The 25,247-nt window shown below is 65.6% G+C and carries 9 protein-coding genes; 7 read left to right on the top strand and 2 right to left on the bottom strand.

Translation table 11 applies throughout. The features are described 5' to 3' along the window. Window positions 1-24: 24 nt before the first annotated feature. Both F3J45_RS05905 and norR read right to left on the bottom strand, forming a co-directional pair. A complete protein-coding gene (locus F3J45_RS05905) occupies window positions 25-15,861 on the bottom strand; it encodes a BapA/Bap/LapF family large adhesin (RefSeq protein ID WP_167058802.1) in 15,837 nt (5,278 codons plus the stop codon). A 195-nt stretch (window positions 15,862-16,056) separates the two neighbouring features. Next, window positions 16,057-17,610, bottom strand: a complete 1,554-nt coding sequence (norR, locus tag F3J45_RS05900) for a nitric oxide reductase transcriptional regulator NorR (RefSeq protein WP_167058799.1) — start codon at window positions 17,608-17,610, stop codon at window positions 16,057-16,059. A gap of 154 nt (window positions 17,611-17,764) precedes the next feature. Between norR and hmpA the strand changes: the two genes are divergently transcribed. From hmpA to cyoE, 7 genes are all read left to right on the top strand, one after another. Continuing rightward, complete coding sequence (gene hmpA / locus F3J45_RS05895; RefSeq protein WP_167058796.1) at window positions 17,765-18,943, top strand: NO-inducible flavohemoprotein; 1,179 nt, start codon at window positions 17,765-17,767, stop codon at window positions 18,941-18,943. Window positions 18,944-19,364: 421 nt separating this feature from the next. Beyond that, window positions 19,365-19,871, top strand: coding sequence for a disulfide bond formation protein B (locus F3J45_RS05890; RefSeq protein ID WP_167058793.1), 507 nt, complete (start codon window positions 19,365-19,367; stop codon window positions 19,869-19,871). 559 nt (window positions 19,872-20,430) lie between these two features. Continuing rightward, window positions 20,431-21,366 carry a ubiquinol oxidase subunit II gene (cyoA, locus tag F3J45_RS05885; RefSeq protein ID WP_167058790.1) on the top strand — a complete coding sequence of 312 codons (936 nt, stop codon included), beginning with the start codon at window positions 20,431-20,433 and terminating at the stop codon, window positions 21,364-21,366. A gap of 3 nt (window positions 21,367-21,369) precedes the next feature. Continuing rightward, window positions 21,370-23,388 carry a cytochrome o ubiquinol oxidase subunit I gene (gene cyoB, locus F3J45_RS05880; RefSeq protein ID WP_167058787.1) on the top strand — a complete coding sequence of 673 codons (2,019 nt, stop codon included), beginning with the start codon at window positions 21,370-21,372 and terminating at the stop codon, window positions 23,386-23,388. A gap of 3 nt (window positions 23,389-23,391) precedes the next feature. Next, window positions 23,392-24,015, top strand: coding sequence for a cytochrome o ubiquinol oxidase subunit III (gene cyoC / locus F3J45_RS05875; protein WP_167058784.1), 624 nt, complete (start codon window positions 23,392-23,394; stop codon window positions 24,013-24,015). Then, window positions 24,015-24,347 (top strand): cytochrome o ubiquinol oxidase subunit IV, encoded by a 333-nt coding sequence (gene cyoD, locus F3J45_RS05870; RefSeq protein WP_167058781.1) that lies wholly within the window; start codon window positions 24,015-24,017, stop codon window positions 24,345-24,347. Before cyoC ends, cyoD begins: the two co-directional genes overlap by 1 nt. 11 nt (window positions 24,348-24,358) lie before the next feature. Further along, window positions 24,359-25,246: a heme o synthase gene (gene cyoE / locus F3J45_RS05865; RefSeq protein ID WP_167058778.1), complete on the top strand. Its 888-nt coding sequence runs from the start codon at window positions 24,359-24,361 to the stop codon at window positions 25,244-25,246. Window position 25,247: the final 1 nt, after the last annotated feature.

Raw genomic sequence — 25,247 nt, 5'->3', positions numbered from 1 at the left:
TGTGCCCGGCGGAATGCAGCGGCCTCAGACGACGTGAACGCTGTTCTGCACCCACAGCTGGTGGCTTGGATCGTCCTGGGCCGTGTATTGGTTATAGTCGATGCCGTCGGAAACCTGGTTGCCAACCAGGTTCCAGGTGTCGGTCATGTGCACTGAGTCCTTGTCATCGCCCTTGATGATCAAGGTGTTGTTGCCGGGTTCGGTGATCGCCACCACGTCGGCCAGGTTGAGGGTCAGCGCCACTGCGCTGGTGTCGTTGAGGTCGATGATCTCGATGTTGTGGATACGGTCGGCCAGGTTGGCCAGGTCGATGCTGGCATCGCCGCCGCCCCACAGCAGGGTGTCGGTGCCGGTGCCACCGTCGACGCTGGCAAAGTTCTGGTCGACCACTTCGAGAATATCGTTGCCCGCGCCGCCTTCCAGGGTGATGTGGCCGCCCTGGCTGCCGACCAGGTGGTCGTTGCCGTCGGTGCCAGCGATCACCTCGCTGGTTGCTGCAGCGGCGACGCTGGCGACGGCGCTGGTGTCATCGACGCTGTCGGCTACCAGCGCGGAGAAGGTGGTGAGGCCGGCGGCGTTGTCCAGGTTGATGGTGAGGGTGGCGGTGTCGGTGGTGCCGTTGGGGTGGGTCAGCTCGTAGGTGAAGGTGTCGTGCTGGCCGATCACCGCCGAGGTCAGCCCGCTGTTGAGGGTGTAGGTGTAGCTGCCATCGGCGTGCACCAGCAGGGTGCCGTACTGGCCGGCCACGCTGACCCCGTTGTAGCCGGGGATGGTGAAGGTGTTCACGGCCGTGAGCACGCTCAGCACGGTCAATGGCGACCCCAGGACATCGGTGCCGGCCGGGTTGGTGATCAGGTTGCCACTGGCCACCGTCGCGCTGCTGACCACGTAGTCGGTCAGGTGCGTGGTGGTGGTGTTGAGGCTGGTGGTGATCGAGCTTGCCAGGCCGATGCCGCCGGCGGTCACCACGATGTGGTAGGTGCCCGCACCCTGGCCGGTGAAGGTGTAGCCGGCGCCACCACCAAGCAGGCTGATCAGCGAACTGCCCCCCACCGTCTGCACCACCACGTACTGGCCGGTGGCCGTGTTGAGCTTGAGCAGCTGGATGGTGGTGCCGTTGAGCAGGCCCAGCAGGTTGGTGGAGTTGACCACCACTTGCAGGTCGGCCGTGGTACTGGCGGCCACCGTGGTGGTGTAGGTGGCCGAGCGCGAGCCGATCAGCGGCAGGGTCAGCGAGCCGAGCGTGGCGGTGCTGGTGTCGACCCGGTTGGCCAGGGTGATATGGCTGGCGCCCACATCGTTGACCGCATCCACCACCGTGGCCGGGGCGCTGAGGTTGCTGTCGCTCCAAACCTCCGTAGCCTGTGGGCTGTCGATGCGCACGTAGAGGTTGGCCGACGCGGTGAGGCCGTTGGGGTGTACCAGCTGGTAGCTGAACACATCCACCTTGCCGACGCTCGACGGGCTGCCGTTGGGCGTATAGGTGTAGCTGCCGTCGGCGTGGATCACCAAGGTGCCATACTGGCCCTGCACGGTGGTGCCGGCGCCGCTGGCAGCGGCCACGTAGCTGCCGTTTTTCAGCACTTGCAGTACGGCGAGGCTGTCTGGGCCCAGGGAGTCGACGGCGCCACTGGTGCCGGGGTCGGTGATGACGTTGCCGGAGACGGCGGTGGCGGTGCCGGTGAACTGGGTCAGGCTACTGGCGACGATGTCCAGGGTGGTGGTGACCTGGGTAATCAGGCCGATGCCGCCGCTGGCCACGGTCAGTCGATAGTCGCCTGCTTGCAGCACGCCGATGTCCACCTGCAGCCCCAGCGGCAGCACGATCAGGTCGAGCAGGCCTTGGGTGTTGCCGTTGGCGATGGTTACCCAGGCACCGGTGGCGTCTTTGACCTGCAGCACGAAGGTTGAGTTGTTGAGCAGCGCCAGCACGCTGTTGGTGGTCAGCATCAACACCGGGTCGACCGTGGTGCCGGGGGCGACGGTCCAGGTGTAGGTCTTGCTGAAGCCCGACAGCAGGGTGGTGAAGCTGTCCGTGTAGGTTTGCGTGGCCGTGACCGGCGCCAGCACCACGTTGGCGGTCGCCAGGTTGTTGGTGGCGATCAGCGGCAGGTTGGCGTCGATGTCCGGGGCGGTGATGGTAACGGCGCCGGAGACGTTGCTGCGTGGGTCGGTGAGGGTTACCGACAACACCTGGCCGTTGTCCTGGGCAGGGCTCAGGGTAATGCTGAAGGTGCCGTTGGCCTGCACGGTGCCGGTTTGCAGCACGGTACCGCTGGCGCTGCGCACGGTGACCGTGGCGCCGACCTCGCCGGTGCCGGTGAGGGTGGTGCCGGTGGCGTTGATTACCAGGTTGCCGGCGTTGGCCGGTGGGGTCAGGTCCGGTGCGTTGACCGCGGTGGCAGTCGACACGTTACCGGCGACATCGGTGAGGGTGACGCTCAGCGCCTGGAAGTTGATCTGCGCGGTGCTCAGGCTGACCACGTACAGGCCATTGCTGCCCACCGTGGCGGTGCCAAGCACGGTCCCGGAGCTGTTGCGCACGGTCACCGTGCTGCCAACCTCGCCCGAGCCGCTGACCGAGGTGCCGTTGCTGTTGACGCTGGCCACCGGGGCGGCTGGTGGCGTGGTGTCTGGGGCTGTGATGCCGGTGCTGGTAGAAACGTTATGGGCAGCATCGGCCTGGCGCACCACCAGTGCCTGGCCATTGGTCTGCGGGGTCAGCAGGGTGACGCTGAAGGTGCCGTTAGCCTGAACCACGGCGGTGCCAAGTGTCGTTCCTCCCTGGTTGGTCACGGTAACGGTGGCGCCCACTTCACCCACGCCAGTGAGCACGGTCCCGGTGCCATTGATCGCCAGGTTGCTCGGTGCCAGCGGGGCCTGGGTATCCGGCGCGGTGTAGCTGGTGGCGCCGGAAACGTTCGATGCCGCGTCGGCTTGGGTCAGGCTCAGCACCTGGCCGTTGAGCTGGGCGCTGGCCAGGTTGACGCTGAATACGCCACCGCCGTTGACCAGGCCTGTGCCCAGCACGTTGCCGCTGGCATCGCGCACGGTCACCGTGGCGCCGGCCTCACCGGTGCCGGTCAGTACCAGGCCGTTGGCCGACAGCGCGCTGACCACCGGGTTGGCCGGTGGGGTGATGTCGGCTGCGATCACGAACACCGGTTGCGACTCACCGCCCAGCAGCGACACGGCGGTAACAGACAAATGCTGCCCGTTTAGCTGGGCGCTGCTCAAGGTGATGCTGAAGCCACCGTTACCAATGTTGGCCGAGCCGCTGCCGATCAAGTTGCCGGCGGCGTCGTACACGCGAATCGAGGCACCCGTGGCGGCGGTACCGGTGAGCGTGAGGCCGTTGGCGGCCAGCGCGACGTTCACCGGTGGCTCCGGTGCCGGCACCAGCGGCGTGATGTAGGTCGCCACCGCCGAAGTGTTGTTGGCCGCATCGGTTTGGGTGACCGCCAGCGACGCCGCCGAGCCTGGGGCCGGTTGCAGGGTGATGGAGAAGTTGCCGCCGCTGTTGACCACGCCGGTGCCGATGACCACGCCGCCGAAGCTGACCGTCACCGTGGCGCCGGCCTCGCCGTGCCCGGTGAGGATGTTGTAGGTGTTGTTGATGGCCAGGTTGGTGACTGCGGTCGGTGCCACGGTGTCGAGGGTCTGGTAGGTGGCCGGCAGCGAGGCGTTGCCCGCGCCATCGGTGGACACCACGGTCAGCAGCTGGCCGGTGCTTTGCGACGCTGTGAAGGTGATGGTGAACACGCCGCCCGCCGGCACCGTGGTGGTGCCCAGTACGGTGTTGTCCGGGGCGCGAACGGTAATGGTGCTACCGACTTCGCCCGTGCCCGTGAGCACCAGGCCACCGGTGAGCAGCAGGTTGCCGGGTTGTACGGGTGGGGTCAGGTCGGGTGCGGTCAGTTGCAGTGGCACGGACGGGTTGCCGGTGGCGTCCTGGGCGATGACGCTCAGGACCTGGCCGTTGACCTGCGCCGTGGTGAGCGTGACCACGAAGCTGCCGTCGGCGGCGATGGTGCCCTGGCCGATCAGGTTACCCAGGTTGTTCATCACCGTGACGTGCGCGCCGGCCTCGCCGGTACCGCTGACCTGGGTGCCACTGGCGTTGAGCGTGGCCACCACCGTGGCCGGTGGCGTGATGTCGACGGCGGTAAGGGTGCTGATTGCCGACACGTTGTTGCTGGCATCCTGCAGGGTGACCTGCAAGACCTGGCCATTGAGTTGCGCTGCGTTGAGGTTGACCACGAAGGTGCCATTGGCGGCCACGGTGGCAGTGCCGATTTCGACGACACCGACGTAGACCCGCACCGTGGTGCCAGCCTCACCGGTACCGCTGAGCTGGTCGCCGGCGGCATTGAGGTGCAGTGCGGCGGCGGCAGCCGGGGGCGTCAGGTCCGGTGCGTTGACCGTGACGGGGTCGCTGATGTTGCCGGGTGGGTCAGCCTGCTGCACCGCCAGCACTTGCTGGTTGATCTGCGCTGGCGTCAACACCACGCGGAAGCTGCCATCGGCCAGTACCAGGGTAGTGCCCAGCAGTACGCCGGCGGCGTTGGTGACCGTCACCGTTGCGCCGGGTTCGCCCGAGCCGCTGATCACGCTGCCGTCGGCGCTGATGACCACATTGGTGAGCAGGTCTGGTGGGGTGAAGTCCGGGGTCAGCAGGGTGGCGACGGCAGAGACGTTACCGGCGCCGTCGGTTTGGGTGAAGCTGAGCAGTTCGGCATTGCCCAGGGCCGGGTTGAGGGTGATGGTGAAGTGCCCGCTGGCATCGACGATAGTGGTGCCGATGGGCTGGCCGAGCGGGTTGGTGACCGTGACCGAGGCCCCGGCTTCACCGCGCCCGGTAATGGTTACCCCGTCACTGGAAATCGCCAGTTCGCTGGGGGCGTTCGGTGGTGTGGTGTCTGGCGCGGTGATGGCGCCGGCGGCGGACTGGTTGCCCGCGGCGTCGGTGAGTACCACCTGCACTTGCTGGCCGTTGGCCTGGGGCGTGAGCAACACCACCTGGAAGGTGCCGTTGGCCAGTACCACACCGGTGCTCAGCACGGTGCCGTTGAGCGCCACCACCTTCACCAGCGCGCCGGCTTCACCGGTGCCGTTGAGCAGGCTGCCACCGCCGGCGAAGGCCAGGTTGGCCGGGGCGTTGGGTGCAATCCGGTCGGGTGCGGTGAGGTTGACGCTGTTGGACTCGTTGCCGGCGGCGTCGGTTTGCGCAGCGCTCAGCAACTGGCCGTTGAGCTGCGCGGCGCCCAGGTTGACGCTGAAGTTGCCGCTGGCATCGACCACGGCAGTGCCGAGGGCCAGCCCGCCGAGGCCAGTGATGGTAACGGTGGCGCCGGCCTCGCCGCGGCCGGTCAGTACCAGGCCATCGAGGGACAGCGCGAGGTTGCTCAGCGGTAGTGGTGCGGTGGTGTCGGGCGCTTGCAGGGTGGCCGGCAGCGAAACACTGCCATCGGTGCCCACGGCGTTCACATGCAGCAGTTCGCCGTTGGCCTGGGCACTGCCGAGGTTGACGGTAAAGGTGCCGTCATTGGCCACCGCGGCGCTGCCAAGCAGGGCGCCGGTGGGGCCATAGACCTTGATCGTGGCGCCCGCGGTGCCGGTACCGGTCACGGCCAGGCCATTGGCCGACAACACCAGGTTGCCGGGCACATCCGGGGCGGTGACGCCGGGGGCGACCACGGTCAGGATCGGCGAAACGTTCAGCGCGGCGTCGGCCTGGGTGACGCTGAGGATTTCGCCGGTACTGGCGGCAGGGCTCAAGTTGACGCTGAACTGGCCATCGGCGCCGACCAGCGCGGTGCCCAGTACAGTGCCGTCCGGCGCGCGCACGGTGACCGTGGCGCCAGCCTCGCCAGTACCGGCCAGGGTCGCGCCATTGGGCGATACCGCCAGGTTGGCGACCACGGCGGGCGGGGTGATGTCGGCGGCGAGGAAGGGGGCTGCAGCCGACACATTGCCCGCCGCATCGGTGGCGGTCACCTGCAGCGCCTGGCCGTTGGTTTGCGCGCTGTTCAGGGTGAGCTGGAAGGTGCCGTTGCTGGTGGCCACTGCGGTGCCCAGCACGTTGCCTGCGGCATCGCGCACGGTCACCGTGCTGCCGGCTTCGGCGTTGCCGCTCAGTTGCAGGCCGCCGAGCGACAGGGCCAGGGCGCTCGGCGCCGCTGGCGGGGTGTGGTCCGGGGCAATGACGGTGACGGCGGTGGAGGTGTTGTTGCTGGCGTCGGTCTGGGTCACGCTCAAATGCTGGGCATTGAGCTGGGCGGTCAGCAGAACCAGGGTGAAGCTGCCATTGGCTGCCACCAGGCCGGTGCCGATGATGGTGCCATCGGCACCGCGCACGGTGACGCTGGCGCCGGCTTCGCCCAGGCCGGTGAGGGTGAGTCCGTTGTTGTTGAGCACCACGTTGGTCAGTGGCGTTGGCGCGGTCAGGTCCGGGGTTGCCAGGTTGATGGCGGGCGACACGTTGCCCGCAGCATCCACCTGGGTGACGCCAATCGCGGCGCCGGTGATTTGTGGCGTGTCGAAGGTCACCGTGAAGCGCCCATCGGCACCGACCACGGCGGTTCCCAGCACGGTGCCGGCGGCGTTGCGCACCTGCACGGTGGCACCGGCTTCACCACTGCCGGACAACTGCTTGCCGTCGGCGCTGAGTACCGGGTTGCTGACGGCGAGCGGTGGCGTGCGGTCTGGGGTGGCCAGCAGCGCTGTGCCGGACACGTTGCCGGCGGCGTCGGTCAGGGTCACCTGCAGGGGGCTGCCGGTGGTCTGCGCGGTGGGCAGGGTAATCTGGAACTGCCCGCTCAGGTTCACCGTGCCGGTGGCCAGTATCACGCCGAGGGCGTCACGCACGGTCACCGTAGCGCCGGCTTCGCCTTGGCCGCTGACCACGGTGGCGGCGCTGTTCAGGCTCAGCCCGGTGGCGGCGTTTGGCGCCTGTATGTCGGCCGCTTGCAGCGTGGCCGCGAGGGAAACGTTGCCGGCGGCGTCGGCCTGGGTGATGGTGAGGTTCTGGCCGTTGGCTTGGGGTGGCACCAGCACGACGCTGAACAGCCCGTTGCTGGCGACCGTCGCGGTGCCCAGCAAGGTGCCCTGGGCATCCACTACGCGCACCGTGGCGCCCACTTCGCCATGGCCGGTCAGGGTGGTGCCGGTGCGGTCGAGGGCCAGCAAGTTCGGTGCATCCGGCGCGGTGGCGTCGGCGGCAACGATAATCGCCGGTACCGACGGTTTGCCACCCACCGCCAGGCGCGCGCTGACTTGCAGGGTTTGCGCATTGAGCAGGGCGCTGGCGAAGAAGATGTGGAACACCCCATCGCTGCCCACCGTGCCGGTGCCCAAGGTGGCGCCCCCGGAGGTGACGGTGATCAGCGAGCCCACCGTACCTTCACCGGTCAGCACGAAGCCGTCGACGCTCAGCGCCAGTGCCGTGGGCGTGGCTGCTTCGTTGCCATCCGGGCCGTCGACATTGATGGAGGTTTCGTTGCCACCGCCATCGCGCACCACCAACTGCACCGTGTCGCCGGTGACCAGGGCCGGAATGACCGTTATCACGAAGGTGCCATCCGGCCCCACGGTGCCGATGCCCAGTTGTGTGCTGCCATCGCGCACGATGACCGTGGTGCCGGGCTCGGCGGTGCCGCTGATGACGGCGCCGTCGAGGCTGACCGTGACGTCGCCAGCGGGCAGGGGCGGGGTGGTGTCGGGGGCAATGACGATGGACGGGGCGGTCTGGTTGCCAGCGGCGTCGCTGACCACCACGCTGAGGACTTCGCCATTGGTGAGCGGGGGCGTCAATGGCACGCTGAAGCTGCCATCGCTGTTGACCGACACCGTGTACACATTGCCATTGGGGTCGGTCACGGTCGCCGAACTGGCACCCGGCGCATTACCGGTGACAGTGCTGCCGTCGAGGCTTACCGCCAGGGCGGTGGGCAATGCGGGCGGGGTGATATCGGGTGCGTTGACCGCGGCGCTGGTGGAGGCATTGCCAGCGGCGTCGATCAAGGTCACCTGAAGCGTCTGGCCATCCAGTTGCGCCGGCAGCAGCGGCACGCTGAAGCTGCCGCCCACCGGTATCACCAGGGTGCCCAAGAGGTCGCCTTCGGCGTTGCGCACCTCCACCCGTGCACCGACCTCACCGCTGCCGTGCACGCTGGTGCCGTCGGCACTTACCTGCAGGCCAACCGGCAGGGCCGGGGCGGTGGTGTCAGGCGCGGTGAACGAGGCCGACGGCGAGGTGTTGCCAGCACCGTCGATGAGCACCACCGACAGCACCTGGCCGTTGGTTTGTGCTGGGCTGAGGGTGACGCTGAAGTTGCCATCGGCATCGACCACGCCGTTGCCGAGCAGTTGCCCGGCGCTGTTGCGCACTTGTACGGCGGTGCCGATTTCGCCCACCCCGTTGAGCACGGTGCCGCCATTGACCAGCCCAAGGATCAGCGCCGGGCTTGGCGCTTGCAGGTCACTGGCGAGCAGGGTGCCCGCGCCGGAGGTATTGCCGCCGCCATCGGTCAGGGTAACCGACAGGGTTTGGCCATTGAGCTGGGCGGGGATGAGGGCCACGCTGAAACTGCCATCGGCCTGAACCACGGCAGTGCCCAGGACCACGCCGGCAACGCCGGTCACCTGCACCCGTGTGCCGGGCTCGCCGCTGCCGGTGACCACGGCGCCGTCAGCCGACAGCAGCAGGCCGGTGGGCGCATTCGGTGCCTGGGTATCTGGCGCCGGTAGGGGGGTGGCGCCAGACACGTTGCCTGCAGCGTCGGTCTGGGTGACGCTCAGGACCTGGCCGTTGGTTTGCGGTGGAACCAGGGTAACGGTGAAGCTGCCATTGACGGCCACCAGCGCGCTGCCCAGAACGCTGCCGTCCGGCCCGCGCACGGTCACCGTGGCGCCCACTTCGCCGGTGCCGGTAACGGTTGCCCCCAGGCCGTCGATGGACGGGCTGACCACCGCTTGTGGCGGGGTATGGTCTGGTGCGGTGAAGGCCACGGGCCCAGCGCTGTTGCCCAGGCTGTCGGTGGCTTCCACGGTCAGGCTTTCACCGTTGCGCTGGGCGGCAATCAGGGTGACGTCGAAGTGCCCGTCGGCGCCGACCACGCTTACGCCCAGCACGCTGCCATTGGCCGCGCGCACGGTGACCGTCGAGCCAACCTGGCCCAGGCCTGTAAGGTGCAGGCCGGTGATGTCGACGCTCAGGGCCGAAGGTTGCAGCGGGCCATCGGTGTCCGGGGCGGTGATATTGGCGATGGAGCTGTTGCCGGCGGCGTCGCGCAGCACCACGTCCAGTTCCTGGCCGTCGGTTTGCGCGGGCACCAGGGTGACGCTGAATTGGCCATTGGCGCCCACCACGGCGCTGCCCAGCAGGGTGCCCTGGGCATTGCTGACTTGCACGGTGGCACCGGGTTCGCCGCGGCCGGTGAGCAGCAGGCCGTCAGCGCTCACCAGCAGGTCGCTGGCCTCGTTCGGCGGGGTGATGTCCGGGGCGCTGACCTGGGTTGGCAACGAGCTGTTGCCGTCGGCGTCGATGGCCACCACGTCGAGCAGTTCGCCATTGGCCTGGGCTGGGGTGAGGCTGACGGTGAAAGTGCCGCCGTTGCCAACTTGCACGCTGCCGATCACGTTGCCGTTGGCATCACGCACCTCGACCAGGCTGCCAATCGGCGCGTTGCCGGTAATGGACGTGCCATCGGCGGCAACCACCAGGCCGCTGGGGCTGTCCGGCAATTCAGTGGCCGGTACGATGACCACCAGGCCGAGCGACGGGTTGCCTGCCACGTCGGTCTGCACCAACACCAAGGCTTCGCCTGCCGTGACCGGGTTGCCGAGGCCGACCAGGAACGTGCCATTGGCCGCGACCACACCGCTGCCAAGCAGATTGCCATTGATATCGCGGATTTCCACGGTCGCGCCGGGTTCGCCGCGGCCAGATACCGTGAGGCTGCCGTCACCGACCACCACATCGCTGATGATCGCCGGCGGGGTGATATCCGGTGCGGTATAGCTCAGCGGGGTAGAGGTGTTGCCTGCCGCGTCGGTGGCGGTGATGGACAACTGCTCGCCATTGGCCTGGGCCGGGTCGAGGATCAGGCTGAAGCTGCCGTCCTGGCTGACGATGCCGGTGCCGATCAGGTTGCCATTGGCATCACGCACATCCACCCGTGCGCCTGGCTCGGCGGTGCCGGCCAGGGTTACGCCATCGATGAGGCTAAGCCCGATGGGTTGTGCCGGGGCCAGCAAGTCTGGCGAGACCAGCGGGCTGGGCGTGGACACGTTGCCCGCAGCGTCGGTGAGGGTAACTTGCAGCGACGAGCCATCGGTTACCGCTACCCCCAGTTGCAAGGTGAAGGCGCCGTCAGGCTGTACCGTGCCTGTGCCGATCACCTGGCCCTGGTCGTTCAGCACCTTGACCGTGGCACCGATTTCACCGCGGCCAGACACCGTGCGCCCGTCGATACTGATAAGCAGGTCGGTGGCCGGTTGCGGTGGGGTGGTGTCACCGCCGCCGTCGACATCCGGTGCGGTGACAGTGCCCGCCGTGGAGGTGTTGCCCGCCGTGTCGGTGGCGGTGACCTGCAGTTGCTCGCCATCTATCTGGGCGGGCGACAGGCTTACGCTGAACGTGCCGGTAACGCCGGCCACGGCGCTGCCCAGCACGGTGATGCCGTCAGCGGCCAGCACGCGCACGCTGCTGCCAGGCTCCGCGCGGCCAGTGACCGTGCTGCCATCGGCGCTTACGGCAAGGTCGGCGGGGGTACTTGGGGCGGTGATGTCGGGTGCGCTGACTTGCGTGGGCAGGGAGGTGCCGCCGGCGCTGTCGACGGCGGTGACGTCCAGCAGTTCGCCGTTGGCCTGGGGCGGGCTGAGCGGCAGGTTGAAGGTACCTTCGGCGCCAACCACCACGCTGCCCACCAGGGTGCCATTGGGGTCGCGCACATCCACCCGGGTGCCCGCAGGCGCGGTGCCGCTCAGGCTGCTGCCGTCGGCGGCGACACTGAGCCCGCTGGGGCTCTCAGGCACCTGGGTCAGCGGCACGTCATACTGCAGCGCCGGGGAAGCATTGCCGGCGGCATCGGTTTGCACCAGGGTCAAGCGCTCGCCAGGCTGGGCGGCGGGGTCGAGCACGATCAGGAAGCTGCCGTTGGCTGTCACCGTGCCGCTACCCAGCAGGTTGCCATTGGCGTCGCGCACTTGCACGCTGGCGCCCACTTCGCCGCGCCCGCTCAAGGCCAGGCCACCGGTGGCGACCACGATATTGCTGACCTCGGCGGGCGGGGTGATATCGGGCGCCGTGTATTCCAGTGGCACGGAGGTGTTGCCCGCCGCGTCGGCCAGGCGTACATCCAGCGTTTCGCCATTGGCCTGGGCCGGGGAGAGGGTGATGCTGAAGTTGCCGTCCGCGTCGATTTGGCCGCTGCCGATCAGGTTGCCCAGGCTGTCGCGCACTTGCACGAAGCTGTTGGGCTCGCCTTTACCGCTGAAGGTGACGCCGTCGACCAGCGCCAGGTCGGTGGGTTGTGCCGGTGGCAGCAAGTCGGGGGAGGTGACCGAGGTCGGTTGGGAGACGTTGCCGGCCGCGTCGGTGAGGGTTACCTGCACGCTGCTGCCATCGTTCACCGGTGGGTTCAGGGTAATCAGGAAATTACCATCGCCCGCCACCGTGCCGCTGGCGATCAGGTTGCCCTGGGCATCGCGCACCTGCACGCTGGCGCCGACTTCGCCACGGCCAATCAGTTGCTGGCCGGCCAGGCCGATCACCAGGCCTGTGGGCGCATCCGGTGGCGTGATGTCGGTGCCGTCGATATCCGGGGCGGTGACATTGCCCGCGGTGGACGTATTGCCGGCAAGGTCGGTGGCAGTCACTTGCAGCTGTTCACCATCGACCTGCGGGGGAACGAGGGTGATGGCGAATACGCCGGTGCTGCCGACCACCGCCGTGCCGAGCACGGTAGTACCATCGGCGGCCAGTACCCGCACGGTGCTGCCGACTTCGGCACGGCCAGTGACGATGGCGCCATCGGCACTGACGGCAAGATCGGCCGGCACGTTGGGCGCGGTGATGTCGGGTGCATTGACCTGTGCAGGCAGCGACGAAGTGCCGTCGGCATCGACGGCGGTAATGTTCAGCAGTTGGCCGTTGGCTTGCGCTGGGGAGAGGCCCACGGTGAAGGTGCCGTCACCACCGACCACCACGTTGCCCAGCAAGGTGCCGTCGGCGCCGCGCACGTCTATACGGGTGCCGGCCTGGGCGCTACCGCTGACGCTGGTGCCATCAGCCGCGACGACGAGGTCGGTCGGGCTGGTGGGTATGCTGGTGGCAGGCACCTCATAGCTGACAGCGGTGGAGGCGTTGCCAGCGGCGTCGGTCTGCACCACGCTCAATTGCTCGCCCGGCTGGGCGGCTGGGGAAAGCACAACGATGAAGGTGCCATTGGCACTGACCAGGCCTTCGCCCAGCAGGTTGCCATCGGCATCACGCACCTGCACGGTCGCTCCGGCCTCACCGCTGCCTGCCAGCTCCAGGCCGCCGGGGCCCACGGCGATGCCGCTGACCGGGTTGGGGGCGGTGATGTCCGGGGCGTCGAACTGCAGGGGGATCGAGGCATTGCCGGCGGCGTCGACCAGGCGCACTTCGAGGGCTTCGCCATTGGCCTGGGCCGGGGAGAGGGTGATGCTGAAGTTGCCATCGCCGCCAACCGTGCCACTGCCGAGCAGGTTGCCGCCAGCATCGCGCACTTGCACGATGCTGTTGGGCTCGCCTTTACCGCTGAAAGTTATGCCATCGACCAGGGCCAGGTCGGTGGGTTGTGCCGGTGGCAGCAGGTCGGGGGAGGTGACTGAGGTCGGTTGGGAGACGTTGCCAGCCGCGTCGGTGAGGGTCACCTGCACGCTGCTGCCATCGTTCACCGGTGGGTTCAGGGTAATCAGGAAATTGCCATCGCCTGCCACCGTGCCGCTGGCGATCAGGTTGCCCTGGGCATCGCGCACCTGCACGCTGGCGCCCGCTTCGCCACGGCCAATCAGCTGTTGGCCGGCCAGGCCGATCACCAGTCCGGTGGGTGCATCCGGTGGCGTGATGTCGGTGCCGCCGATATCCGGGGCGGTGACGCTGCCAGCGGTGGAGGTATTACCGGCAACGTCGGTGGCGGTAACTTGCAGTTGCTCACCATCGACCTGCGGGGGAACGAGGGTGATGGCGAACACACCGGTACTACCGACCACCGCCGTGCCGAGCACGGTGGTGCCATCGGCGGCCAGTACCCGCACGGTGCTGCCGACTTCGGCACGGCCAGTGACGATGGCACCGTTGGCGCTCACGGCCAGATCTGCCGGTACGCCAGGCGCTGTGATGTCCGGCGCACTCACCTGTGCAGGCAGCGACGAGGTTCCGTCGGCATCGACGGCGGTGACATCCAGCAATTGACCATTGGCTTGCGACGGGGAGAGGCCGACGGTGAAGGTGCCGTCGCCGCCGACCACCACACTGCCGAGCAGGGTGCCGTCGGCATCGCGCACGTTCACCCGGGTGCCGGCCTGGGCGTTGCCGCTGACGCTGCTGCCATCGGCCGCGACGACGAGGTCGGTTGGGCTGGTGGGTATGCTGGTGGCAGGCACCTCATAGTCGACAGCGGTGGAGGCGTTGCCAGCGGCGTCGGTCTGCACCACGCTCAGTTGCTCGCCCGGCTGGGCAGCAGGGGAAAGCACAACGATGAAGGTGCCATTGGCACTGACCAGGCCTTCGCCCAGCAGGTTGCCATCGGCATCGCGTACCTGCACGGTCGCACCGGCCTCACCGCTGCCGGCCAGTTCCAGGCCGCCGGGGCCCACGGCGATGCCGCTGACCGGGTTGGGGGCGGTGATGTCCGGGGCGTCGAACTGCAGGGGGACTGAGGTATTGCCGGCGGCGTCGACCAGGCGCACATCGAGGGCTTCGCCGTTGGCCTGGGCCGGGGAAAGGGTGATGCTGAAATTGCCATCGGCATCGACCACGCCGGTGCCAATCACGTTGCCGTCACCGTCGCGCACTTGCACGGTGCTGTTGGGTTCGCCCTTACCGCTGAAGGTGATGCCATCGGCCAGCGTCAGGTCGGTGGGCTGCGCCGGTGGTTGCGCGTCATTGGATGTCACGGTACCGGGCTGCGACACGTTGCCGGCGGCATCGGTCGCGGTTACCTGCAGCGTGGAGCCATCAGTTTGAGGCGGGTCCAGGGAGATGGCGAACAGGCCGTTCGCACCGACCACCCCCGTTCCCAGCACCGTGGTGCCATCGGCGGCCAGGACGCGCACCGTGCTGCCCGGTTCGGCGCGGCCATAGACCAGGGTGCCGTCCGGGCTGATCAGCAGTTGGCTGGGCGTGTCGGGCGGGGTGATGTCGGGTGCGGTGAAGGCCAGTGGCGCGGATTCGTTGCCGGCCTCGTCGATGAGGCGTACGTCGAGCACTTCGCCATTGGCCTGGGCTGGGTCCAGGGTGATGCTGAACGTGCCATCGGCATTGACCACGCCACTGCCGATCAGGTTACCGGCGGCGTCGCGCACTTGCACGGTAGTGCCGGCTTCGCCGCGGCCGGTCAGGGTGACGCCATTGGCCAGGGCCAGGTCCACCGGCTGATCCGGGGCTTGCTCCCCAGGGGAGGTGACGGCGCCTGGGTCGGACACATTGCCCGCGGCGTCGATCAGGGTCACTTGCAGGGTGATGCCGCTGGCAATGGGTGGGTCGAGGGTGATGCTGAAGTTGCCATCAGCATCGACTGTGCCCGTGGCGAGCAGGTTGCCGTCGGCATCGCGCACTTCCACGTTGGTGCCGGGCTCGCCGTGGCCTTTGAGCAACACGCCATCGGCCAGGGTCAGTGCGGTGGGCGCGTCGGGGGCGACTAGGTCAACGGCATCCACTGAGCCTGGGTCGGAGGCGGCGCCGGAGCTATGGAGAATGCGCACGTGCAGGGTACGGCCGTCGATCACGGGCGGGTCAAGCGGCACCTCGAAGGTGCCGTCGGGGCTGACTGTGCCGGTGCCGAGCAGGTTGCCGTCGGTGTCGCGCACCTGCACCGTGAGGCCGGGTTCGCCGCGGCCGGTGATCAAGGTGCCTTGGGCGTTGGTTGCAAGGTCGGTGGGCGGCGCCGGTGTCGGGGCGACCGGGGCAGTGACCTGGCCGCCGTCGGAGGTGTTGCCTGCGGCGTCGGTGAGGGTTACGCCGAGGTTGCCGCCGTTGAGCTGGGGCGTTGTCAGGTTGACGTTGAAGGCGCCATCGGCACCCACCGTGCCGGTGCCGATCAGGTTGCCTGCGGCATCGAACACCTTGACCGTGGCGCCCGCTTCACCGCGCCCGCTCAGGCGCAGGCCGTCGGGCGAAACCAGCAGGTCGATGGGGGTTGCCGGGGCCGTGGTGTCGTTATCACTGGAGTTACTGCTGTTGTTATTGCTGCTGGCCGCAGCAGCCACGCCACCAGCGCCGAGCAGGCTGAGGCCGGCAATGGCGAAGGTCTGCGTGGCACTGCCGGCCGCACCGATGCCGGCCACCACTTCGTCCAGCGATTGCACCTGGTCGAAGGTGAAGCCGGTGAAGGCCTGTGCATCATAGTTGGCGTGCCACAGGGTGCCGTCTTCGCCAACGAACACCATGTCGCTGGCAACGCCTGCCTGGTCGGCGGCGAAGAAATTGCCGATGGTGACCTTCTCGCCCGACTTGAGGGTCACGATCAGGTCCTGGCCGCGCCGGGTCACGGTGGCCACCTGGTCGGGGGCTACCGGCATCTGCACGACGCTGGGGTTTTTCAGTGAGAAATTGCCCCAGGTATTCTGGGTGGCGACGGCAGACTGCTTATCAGCGACAACGATACTATCCATGTATGCTCCGTGCGGGATGTCGGTTTACAGCACTGAAGGTCGCAGACTTTTTTAAGTGCAACCTGGCCGACAATCGGAGCCTTGGGTAACTTGCCTGGCTGAATGACGGCACTTTGACAGGCTTTAAAACAGATATAGCAGTACGACAGCATGCGAACAGATTGCTTTAAGAGTAATGCTTTAGTCCTCAGGGGCTCAGCGTAGCCCTAATCGGCGTGCCAGACGGCTCAGGTTGGCGCGGTCCAGGCCCAGTTCCCGTGCCGCCGCGGCCCAGTTTCCGCCATGGCGGAGCAGGCAGGCCTCGATGAGTTGGCGCTGGTAGCCGTCCGTCGCCTGGCGCAGGTCGCCCTCGGGCAGTGATGGCAGTGGCACATTGACCGGGGAAGAGGGGGCGCCGTTGGTCGGGTTGGCTGGGCGCAGGTCCAGGTCGGTGGCGGTGAGGGTAAGAATGCGCGGGCGCTCGGGGTGCTGGCCCAGCGCCTTGAGGGCCGAGCGGCCGATCAGGTGTTCCAGTTCGCGCACGTTGCCTGGCCAGTCGTAGGCCAGCAGTGCGGCCTGGGCTTCAGGGCTCAGGCGCAGGCTGTTCAGGCCCAGGCGCGATCGGTTCTGCTCGAGGAAGTAGCCTGCCAATAGCAGCACGTCACGCCCACGTTCGCGCAAGGGCGGCACGTGCAACGGGTACACGCTGAGGCGGTGGTAGAAGTCGGCGCGGTAGTTGCCGCTGCGCACCTCGGCGGCCAGGTCGCGGTTGGTGGCGGCGATCAGGCGCACGTCCACGCGGTGCTCGCGGTCCGAGCCCAGGCGCTGCAGTTGGCCGCTCTGCAACACCCGCAGCAGCTTGGCCTGCACGCTCAGCGGCAGCTCGCCGACTTCATCGAGGAACAGCGTGCCACCGTTGGCCAGTTCGAACTTGCCGCGGCGTTCGCCGTGGGCGCCGGTGAACGCGCCGCGCACGTGGCCAAAGAGTTCGCTTTCCACCAGGGTGTCGGGCAGGGCGGCGCAGTTCAGGCTCACCAGCGGCTTGTCGGCGCGGTGGCTGGCCTGGTGCAGGGCCATGGCCACCAGTTCCTTGCCCACCCCGGTTTCACCGGTAATCAGCACGGTCAGGTCGCTGCCGCCCACCAGCCGCACTTCCTCCAGCAGGTGCTTGTGCGCCGGGCTCTGGCCGATCAGTTCCTTGTCCTGGCCGCTGGCCTGGCGGTACACCTCGGCGCGCTGGTGCTCGTCCTCGGCGCGCAGGGCCAGGTGTTCGATGCGCTCGGCCACGGTAACGGTGGCGGCGGCCAGGCTGGCGAAGGCCTGCAGGGCGTCGAGCTCCAGGCTTTGGAATTGCCCGGGGGTAAGCGCGTCGAGGGTCACCAGGCCCCAGGGGCGCTCATCGACCATCAGCGGGCAGCCCATGCAATCGTGCACTTCAAGGTTGGCGCCGGGGGCGTTGACCAGGCCGTCGTAGGGGTCCGGCAACTCGGAATCGCTGGCGAAACGAGTGGGTTCCGGGCGGCTGAGCAGGGCCTGGAAGCGTGGGTGCTCGCTCACCTTGAAGCGCCGGCCCAGGGTATCGGCCGACAGCCCGTCGACCGCCAGCGGCACCAGCCATTCGCCATCCAGGCGCAGCAGCGCGGCGGCGTCGCACGGCAGCAGCCCACGCATGGCTTGCAGCAGGCGGCGGTAGCGCTCCTGGTCGGGCAGGTCGCGGGACAGATCGCTGACCAGGGGGAGGAGGGCGGTGAGCAGCGGTTTTGCGGTCATAAGGACTCCTATTGGTCTTAATGACTATACCCCGGTGTGGGTCTTTTTGACATGAATCGCGGCAAAGCCCTGATTTCACGGGTTATTAAAGTTGGCACGATTGCTGAAATATCAACGGCAACCATGTGAAGCCTCAGGCTCAGGAGTCGTTGCAATGCTCAATGCCGAACAACGTGCAATCATCAAGGCCACCGTCCCGCTGCTGGAAACCGGCGGCGAAGCCCTGACCACCCACTTCTACAAGATGATGCTCAGCGAGTACCCCGAGGTACGCCCGCTGTTCAACCAGGCCCACCAGGCCAGCGGCGACCAGCCGCGAGCCCTGGCCAACGGGGTGCTGATGTACGCCCGCCATATCGACCAACTGGAGCAGTTGGGCGGGCTGGTGGGGCAGATCATCAACAAGCATGTGGCCTTGCAGATTCTGCCCGAGCACTACCCGATCGTTGGCAGCTGCCTGCTGCGGGCCATCGAGGAAGTGTTGGGCACGGACATCGCCACCCCTGAAGTGATCGCAGCCTGGGCGGCGGCCTATGGTCAGCTGGCCGACATTCTGATTGGCGCCGAGGAAAGCCTGTACCAGCAGAAGGAAGCCGCCACCGGAGGCTGGCGCGGCACCCGCGAGTTCCGCCTGGTGCGCCGCGAGCAGGAAAGTGGCGAGATCGTTTCGTTCTACCTGGCCCCGGTCGATGGGCAGCCAGTGCTCAAGGCCGAACCCGGGCAGTACATCGGCCTGCAGCTGTTCATCGACGGTGCCGAGCACCGTCGCAACTATTCGCTGTCGGCACTGTGCGACGGCGTGCAGTACCGCATCAGTGTCAAGCGCGAGGTGGGCGGCAAGGTGTCGGGCTACCTGCACGATGCGCTGATGGTGGGCGATACCGTGCAGCTGTTCCCGCCGGCGGGTGATTTCACCTTGGCCGCCAGTGACAAGCCACTGGTGCTGATCAGCGGGGGCGTGGGCATTACCCCGACCCTGGCGATGCTGGAAGCGGCGCTGCAGGGCGAGCGGCCGGTGCATTTCATTCATTGCGCGCGCAACGGCGCGGTGCATGCGTTCCGCGACTGGGTTGATGGCCTGGCCGCGCGGTACCCGCAGCTCAAGCGCTTTTATTGCTATGCCGAAGGGCAGGGCGCGCAGGGAGATGCCGCTGTGGGCCTGCTGAGCCAGGACTTGCTCGCAGAGTGGCTGCCGCAGGCGCGGGATGTGGATGCCTATTTCCTTGGGCCTAAGGGGTTCATGGCGGCGGTCAAGCGCCAGCTCAAAGCGCTGGGGGTGCCGGAGCAGCAGAGCCGGTACGAGTTCTTCGGGCCGGCGGCGGCCTTGGAGTGATGGGTTTATCGTGAGAACGCTTCGCGAGCTTTGCTCGCTCCTACGGGGGAGGGGAGCACCCACCCCTGGTAGGAGCGAGCGCAGCTCGCGATAGGGCCCTCAAGGGAGCGCTACCACTTCCTGCCTATATATAAGGAAAGATGAAAGGCGCCTGGCGACCTTTCACCTTTAATCCTCCTTTAATCACTGTATCCTTCACTCCCGGGTGTCGAGGGGCCTGGCCCTGCGCGGCATCCGGGCAGCCGTTTTTTCACCGGCCGGTGTTGAACCGATCCCGGCAATGCCTGTCTCAGCTTCTCCGGATAGCCCTGCGCAGTGCTGTCTCGCCGCTTCCCCGACACGCTAATTGGTCATACCTGCGTGTAGACTTGCGCCCAGGCAGGCGGAACACGCTGCCCCCTATCCATCGAAGGAATCGGCAATGAACGAACAATCCTCGCGCCTGAATCGGGAACGGCGCTTTCTGGTGCTGCTGGGGCTGATCTGCCTGGCGCTGATCGGCGGTGCGTTGTACATGCAGGTGGTACTGGGCGAGGCGCCATGCCCGCTGTGCATCCTGCAACGCTATGCCTTGCTCTTTATCGCCCTCTTCGCGTTCATTGCCGCCGCCATGCCCGGGCGCCGCAGCCTGACGTTCTTCGAAGGCCTGGTGGTGCTCAGTGCGATTGGCGGAATCATTGCGGCGGGCAACCATGTGTATATACTCGCCAACCCCATGGTCAGTTGCGGCATCGATACCCTGCAACCGATCGTCGATGACCTGCCCCTGGCCAAGCTCTGGCCGCTGGTGTTCCAGGTCGACGGCTTCTGCAGCACGCCGTACCCGCCGGTTCTCGGCCTGTCGCTGGCGCAGTGGGCATTGGTCGCGTTCGTGATGACGGCGATCCTGGTTCCGCTGGGCATTTACCGCAATCGGCGCCGCCCTTAGACATAAGTCCCAAATTCGGTGGGGTCTTTTACAGCGGATGTGAACAGCGAAAAAGCCTCCCCCGCTTGACCTGGATCAAGCTCTAAGCCTTGCAGGATGCGGGTTTCGGGACTAGCAAGCGGGGTGCGACAAACTGTCGCGAAGTTGATTCGCCGGGTGCTATTGTTGCGCAATCTGTAAAAGACTGTTGCTCAATAAGTCATAGTCAAGGGTTGGCGACCTATCTACAATCGCCCCCAATTTCCGTTCGGCACTGCTTGCGAGTCGCAGGATTGAAGGAAGCCCCAGCGCTCCTTTTTGCTGACTTCGTCAAGTTTCGCCCAACGGCGATACCGGGCGGACCCCCCTCCGCGTTTTCCCGCACCAAATGGACTTGGTCTGAAGTACAGGCCTGTTGCCTACGAAACCATAAGCACCGCTAACACGCTTTGCGCCAAGGTCCTGCAGTCGGACCCCCGGCAGGAGCGAGTACGGGCGCGAAATGCCTCACTTGGCAGGACGAAGTGTTGGCTACCAAAACACAAATTGCATTGAAGCAAGCTGATCTAGAGGTCGTGAGATGAGTAAAAAGCGTTACCCCAGACTGTTTGGCATATTGCCCTTTTTAGGCATGCTTTTACTCAGTGGGTGCAACTGGACCCTGCTCGACCCGAAGGGCCAGGTGGGCATTGAGCAAAAGAACCTGATCCTGATCGCTACCGGCCTGATGCTGCTGGTGGTTATTCCGGTCATCATCATGACTGTGGCATTCGCCTGGAAGTACCGTGCTTCCAACAAGGCTGCCACCTACACCCCAGACTGGTCGCACTCGACCAAGATCGAAGCCGCGGTGTGGATCATCCCGATCATCATCATCATCGCCCTGGGTTACGTCACCTACAAGTCGACCCACAAGCTGGACCCGTACCGTCCACTGGATTCCGACGTGAAGCCGATCCAGATCGACGTGGTCGCGCTGGACTGGAAATGGCTGTTCATCTACCCAGAGCAGGGCATTGCCACCGTCAACCAGATCAACTTCCCGGCTAACGTCCCGGTGAACTTCCGCGTCACCTCCGACGCCGTGATGAACTCGTTCTTCATCCCGGGCCTGGGTGGCCAGATCTACGCGATGGCGGGCATGACCACCAAGCTGCATCTGATCGCCAACGAAAATGGCGTGTTCGACGGTATCAGCGCCAACTACAGCGGCGCTGGCTTCACCGGCATGAAATTCAAGGCCAATGCGACCTCTCAGGAAGACTTCGACAAGTGGGTCGCCGAGGTCAAGCAGTCGCCGTTGAAACTGGACAAGGCCACCTACGACGCCTTGGCCAAACCAAGCGAAAACAACCCAGTCGCGCTGTATGGCGAGGCCTCGCCTGACCAGTTCCAGCTGATCGTCGACAAGTACGAAGGCATGAACCGCGGTCGTCCGAGCCACGAAGAAGCAGGCAGCAAAGATCTGGCCACCACCGAGTCGAGTGCGCAACCAGCTGCCGGTGCAGAGGAGTAAGAGATGTTCGGTAAATTAACCCTGGAGGCGATACCCTTCCACGAGCCGATAGTCATGGTGACCATTGCCATGATCGCGCTCGGGGGTCTCGCTGTCGTCGGTCTTATCACCTATTTCCGCAAGTGGACCTACTTGTGGACCGAGTGGTTGACCACCGTCGACCACAAGAAAATCGGGGTGATGTACATCGTCGTCGCGATGGTCATGCTGCTGCGCGGCTTTGCCGACGCCATCATGATGCGTACCCAGTTGGCCGCCGCTACCGGTGGCTCGGAAGGCTACCTGCCGCCTGAACACTATGACCAGATCTTCACCGCCCACGGTGTGATCATGATCATCTTCATGGCGATGCCGTTCTTCACCGGCCTGATGAACCTGGCGGTTCCTCTGCAGATCGGTGCACGTGACGTTGCCTTCCCGTTCCTGAACTCCCTGAGCTTCTACCTGCTGCTGGCAGGCGTGCTGCTGGTGAACATCTCGCTGGGTGTTGGTGAATTCGCCAAGACCGGCTGGGTGGCCTACCCGCCGCTCGCGGGCATTCAGTACAGCCCTGGGGTGGGTGTCGACTACTACATCTGGGCGCTACAGCTCTCAGGCTTGGGTACGACACTGACCGGCGTGAACTTCCTCGTCACCGTGATGAAGATGCGCGCACCTGGCATGAAGCTGATGGACATGCCGATCTTCACCTGGACCTGCACCTGGGCCAACGTGCTGATCGTGGCTTCGTTCCCGATCCTGACCGCTGCACTCGCGCTGCTGACTGTTGACCGTTATCTGGACTTCCACATTTTCACCAACGAGCTTGGTGGGAACCCGATGATGTACGTCAACCTGTTCTGGGCGTGGGGTCACCCTGAGGTTTACATCCTGATCCTGCCGGCCTTCGGCGTGTTCTCGGAAGTGACTTCGACCTTCTCCGGCAAGCGTCTGTTCGGCCACCACTCGATGATCTACGCATCGGGCGCCATCGCCGTGCTGGGCTTCGCTGTATGGCTGCACCACTTCTTCACCATGGGTGCCGGCGCCAGCGTCAACACCTTCTTCGGCCTGGCGACGATGCTGATCTCCATTCCGACCGGTGTGAAGCTGTTCAACTGGCTGTTCACCATGTACCAGGGCCGTGTGCGCTTCACCGCACCGATGCTGTGGACCCTGGGCTTCATGATCACCTTCTCGATCGGTGGCATGACCGGCGTTCTGCTGGCTGTTCCAGGTGCTGACTTCGTGCTGCACAACAGCCTGTTCGTGATCGCTCACTTCCACAACGTGATCATTGGTGGTGCGGTATTCGGCTACATCGCCGGCTTCGCCTACTGGTGGCCAAAAGCGTTCGGCTTCAAGCTGAACGAGAAGTGGGGCAAAGCTGCCTTCTGGTTCTGGATCTCCGGCTTCTACGTTGCGTTCATGCCGCTGTACGCCCTGGGCTTCATGGGCATGACCCGTCGTCTGAACCACTCCGACAACCCACTGTGGGAACCCTACCTGTACGTAGCCGTTGTCGGCGCCGTGCTGATCCTGTTCGGTATCGCCTGCCAGCTGATCCAGATCTTCGTTTCGATCCGCGACCGCGAGCAGAACCTGGACGTGACTGGCGACCCATGGGGCGGCCGTACCCTGGAATGGTCGACTTCCTCGCCACCTCCGTTCTACAACTTCGCCCACATGCCAGAAAAAGTTGGCCTGGACTGCTGGAACGAAGCCAAGGAAGCCGGTGTTGCCTACAAGGTGCCGGGCAAGTACGAAGCGATCCACATGCCGAACAACACCGCTACCGGTCTGTTCATGGGTATGTTCCTGACCGTGTTCGGCTTCGCCTTCATCTGGCACATCTGGTGGCTGGTGGGCGCGAGCCTGTTGGCAACCATCGCAGTCTTCGTTCGCCACGCTGCACGTGACGACCAGGGCTACATGGTTCCGGCCGAAGAAGTGGCGCGCATCGAAGGCGAGCGTCTGAAGGCGCTGGCCCAAGCAGGTGCTCTGCCTGCCGGCGCACGTGTCGAATCGTTTGAACGGGTGTAATCAATGTCCAGTCAAGTAATCCACGGTGGCGCGCATGGTCATGACCATGCTCACGATGACCACCACCACGACTCGGGCCAGATGACCGTCCTCGGTTTCTGGCTGTACCTGATGACCGACTGCATCCTGTTTGCGTCGCTCTTCGCCACCTACGCGGTGCTGTCCGGCAGTTTTGCCGGCGGCCCGTCGGGTCACGACATCTTCCAGCTCGACTTCGTAGCTGTGGAAACGCTGTTCCTGCTGCTGTCCTCGATCACCTTCGGCTTCGCCATGCTGAAGATGTTCGCTGGCAAGAAAGCAGGCGTACTGGGCTGGTTGGCCGTGACCTTCCTGTTCGGTGCAGGCTTCATCGGGATGGAAATCTATGAATTCCATCACCTGATCGGCGAGGGCTTCGGCCCAACCCGCAGTGGCTTCCTGTCGGGCTTCTTCGCCCTGGTAGGCACCCACGGTCTGCACGTGACCGCCGGCCTGATCTGGATGGCAATCATGATGTACCAGATCAACAAGCACGGCATCACGCCGACCGCCAAGACCCGCATGAGCTGCCTGAGCCTGTTCTGGCACTTCCTGGACGTGGTCTGGATCTGCGTATTCACCGTCGTCTACCTGCTGGGAGTTCTGTAATGGCTAACGCACACGACACTCATCACGAAGGTAACCACGGCAGCGTCAAGTCGTACATGATCGGTTTCATCCTGTCGATCATCCTGACTGCGATCCCGTTTGGCCTGGCCATGACTGGCAGCCTGCCGAAGAACCTGACCGTTCTGATCATCGTGGCCATGGCTGTGATTCAGGTAGTGGTACACCTGGTGTACTTCCTGCACATGGACCGCTCGAAAGAGCAACGTTCCAACGTGTCGACGTTCCTGTTCACCGCGATGGTAATCGCTCTGCTGGTCGGCCTGTCGCTGTGGATCATGTTCAGCATCCACTTCGAAATGATGGCCAAGTGAGGTAAGACTGCATGTCCGTTAAGCACTTTATCCAAATCACCAAACCGGGGATCATTTTCGGTAACGTGCTTTCCGTGGCAGGCGGCTTCTTCCTTGCCTCGAAGGGCCATGTGGACTTCGCCCTGTTCCTGGCGGTGGTGATCGGTACTTCGCTGGTGGTGGCGTCCGGATGCGTGTTCAACAACTGCATCGACCGTGACATCGACCACAAGATGGAGCGCACCAAGAACCGCGTCATGGTGCAGGGCGGCATGTCGCTGACCCTCGCGCTGGCCTACGCCACCCTGCTTGGGGTGGCGGGCTTCAGCCTGCTGTATGTCCAGGCCAACCCGCTGTCGGCGTTCTGCGCGGCGGTAGGCTTCATCGTCTACGTCGGTTTCTACAGCCTGTGGCTGAAGCGCAAATCGGTGCACGGCACCTTGGTTGGCAGCCTGTCCGGTGCCATGCCTCCGGTGATCGGCTACTGCGCCGTGAGCAACAGCTTCGACCTGGCTGCGGTGACCCTGCTGGTGATGTTCAGCCTGTGGCAGATGCCGCACAGCTTCGCCATCGCGATCTTCCGCTTCAAGGACTACAGCGCTGCCAACATCCCGGTTCTGCCGGTGGCACGTGGCGTGCTGGCTGCGAAGAAGCAGATCGTGCTGTACGTGCTGGCCTTCGTGCTCGCCACCCTGATGCTCACCCTCGGCGGTTACGCCGGCCTCGGCTACCTGGCCGTGGCAGCTGCCATGGGCCTGTACTGGCTGTACATGGCCTGGGGTGGCTACAAGGCCGAGGACGACAGCAAGTGGGCGCGCAAGGTGTTCGGCTTCTCCATCCTCACCGTCACCGCCCTGAGCGTGATGATGTCGGTGGACAGCCAGACCGCAGCCGACGTGCTGATGACCTACGCGCGCTGAT

The sequence above is a fragment of the Pantoea sp. Ap-967 genome (assembly GCF_011752565.1).
Taxonomy (GTDB): Bacteria; Pseudomonadota; Gammaproteobacteria; order Pseudomonadales; family Pseudomonadaceae; genus Aquipseudomonas.
This window is presented reverse-complemented; position numbering and strand designations above follow the sequence as displayed.

Coding starts and splice junctions, on each gene's coding strand:
- hmpA (WP_167058796.1), top strand. CDS start 17,765: ATGCTCAATGCCGAACAACGTGCAATCATCAAGGCCACCGTCCCGCTG.
- cyoB (WP_167058787.1), top strand. CDS start 21,370: ATGTTCGGTAAATTAACCCTGGAGGCGATACCCTTCCACGAGCCGATA.
- cyoE (WP_167058778.1), top strand. CDS start 24,359: ATGTCCGTTAAGCACTTTATCCAAATCACCAAACCGGGGATCATTTTC.
- cyoC (WP_167058784.1), top strand. CDS start 23,392: ATGTCCAGTCAAGTAATCCACGGTGGCGCGCATGGTCATGACCATGCT.
- cyoA (WP_167058790.1), top strand. CDS start 20,431: ATGAGTAAAAAGCGTTACCCCAGACTGTTTGGCATATTGCCCTTTTTA.
- norR (WP_167058799.1), bottom strand. CDS start 17,610: ATGACCGCAAAACCGCTGCTCACCGCCCTCCTCCCCCTGGTCAGCGAT.
- cyoD (WP_167058781.1), top strand. CDS start 24,015: ATGGCTAACGCACACGACACTCATCACGAAGGTAACCACGGCAGCGTC.
- F3J45_RS05905 (WP_167058802.1), bottom strand. CDS start 15,861: ATGGATAGTATCGTTGTCGCTGATAAGCAGTCTGCCGTCGCCACCCAG.
- F3J45_RS05890 (WP_167058793.1), top strand. CDS start 19,365: ATGAACGAACAATCCTCGCGCCTGAATCGGGAACGGCGCTTTCTGGTG.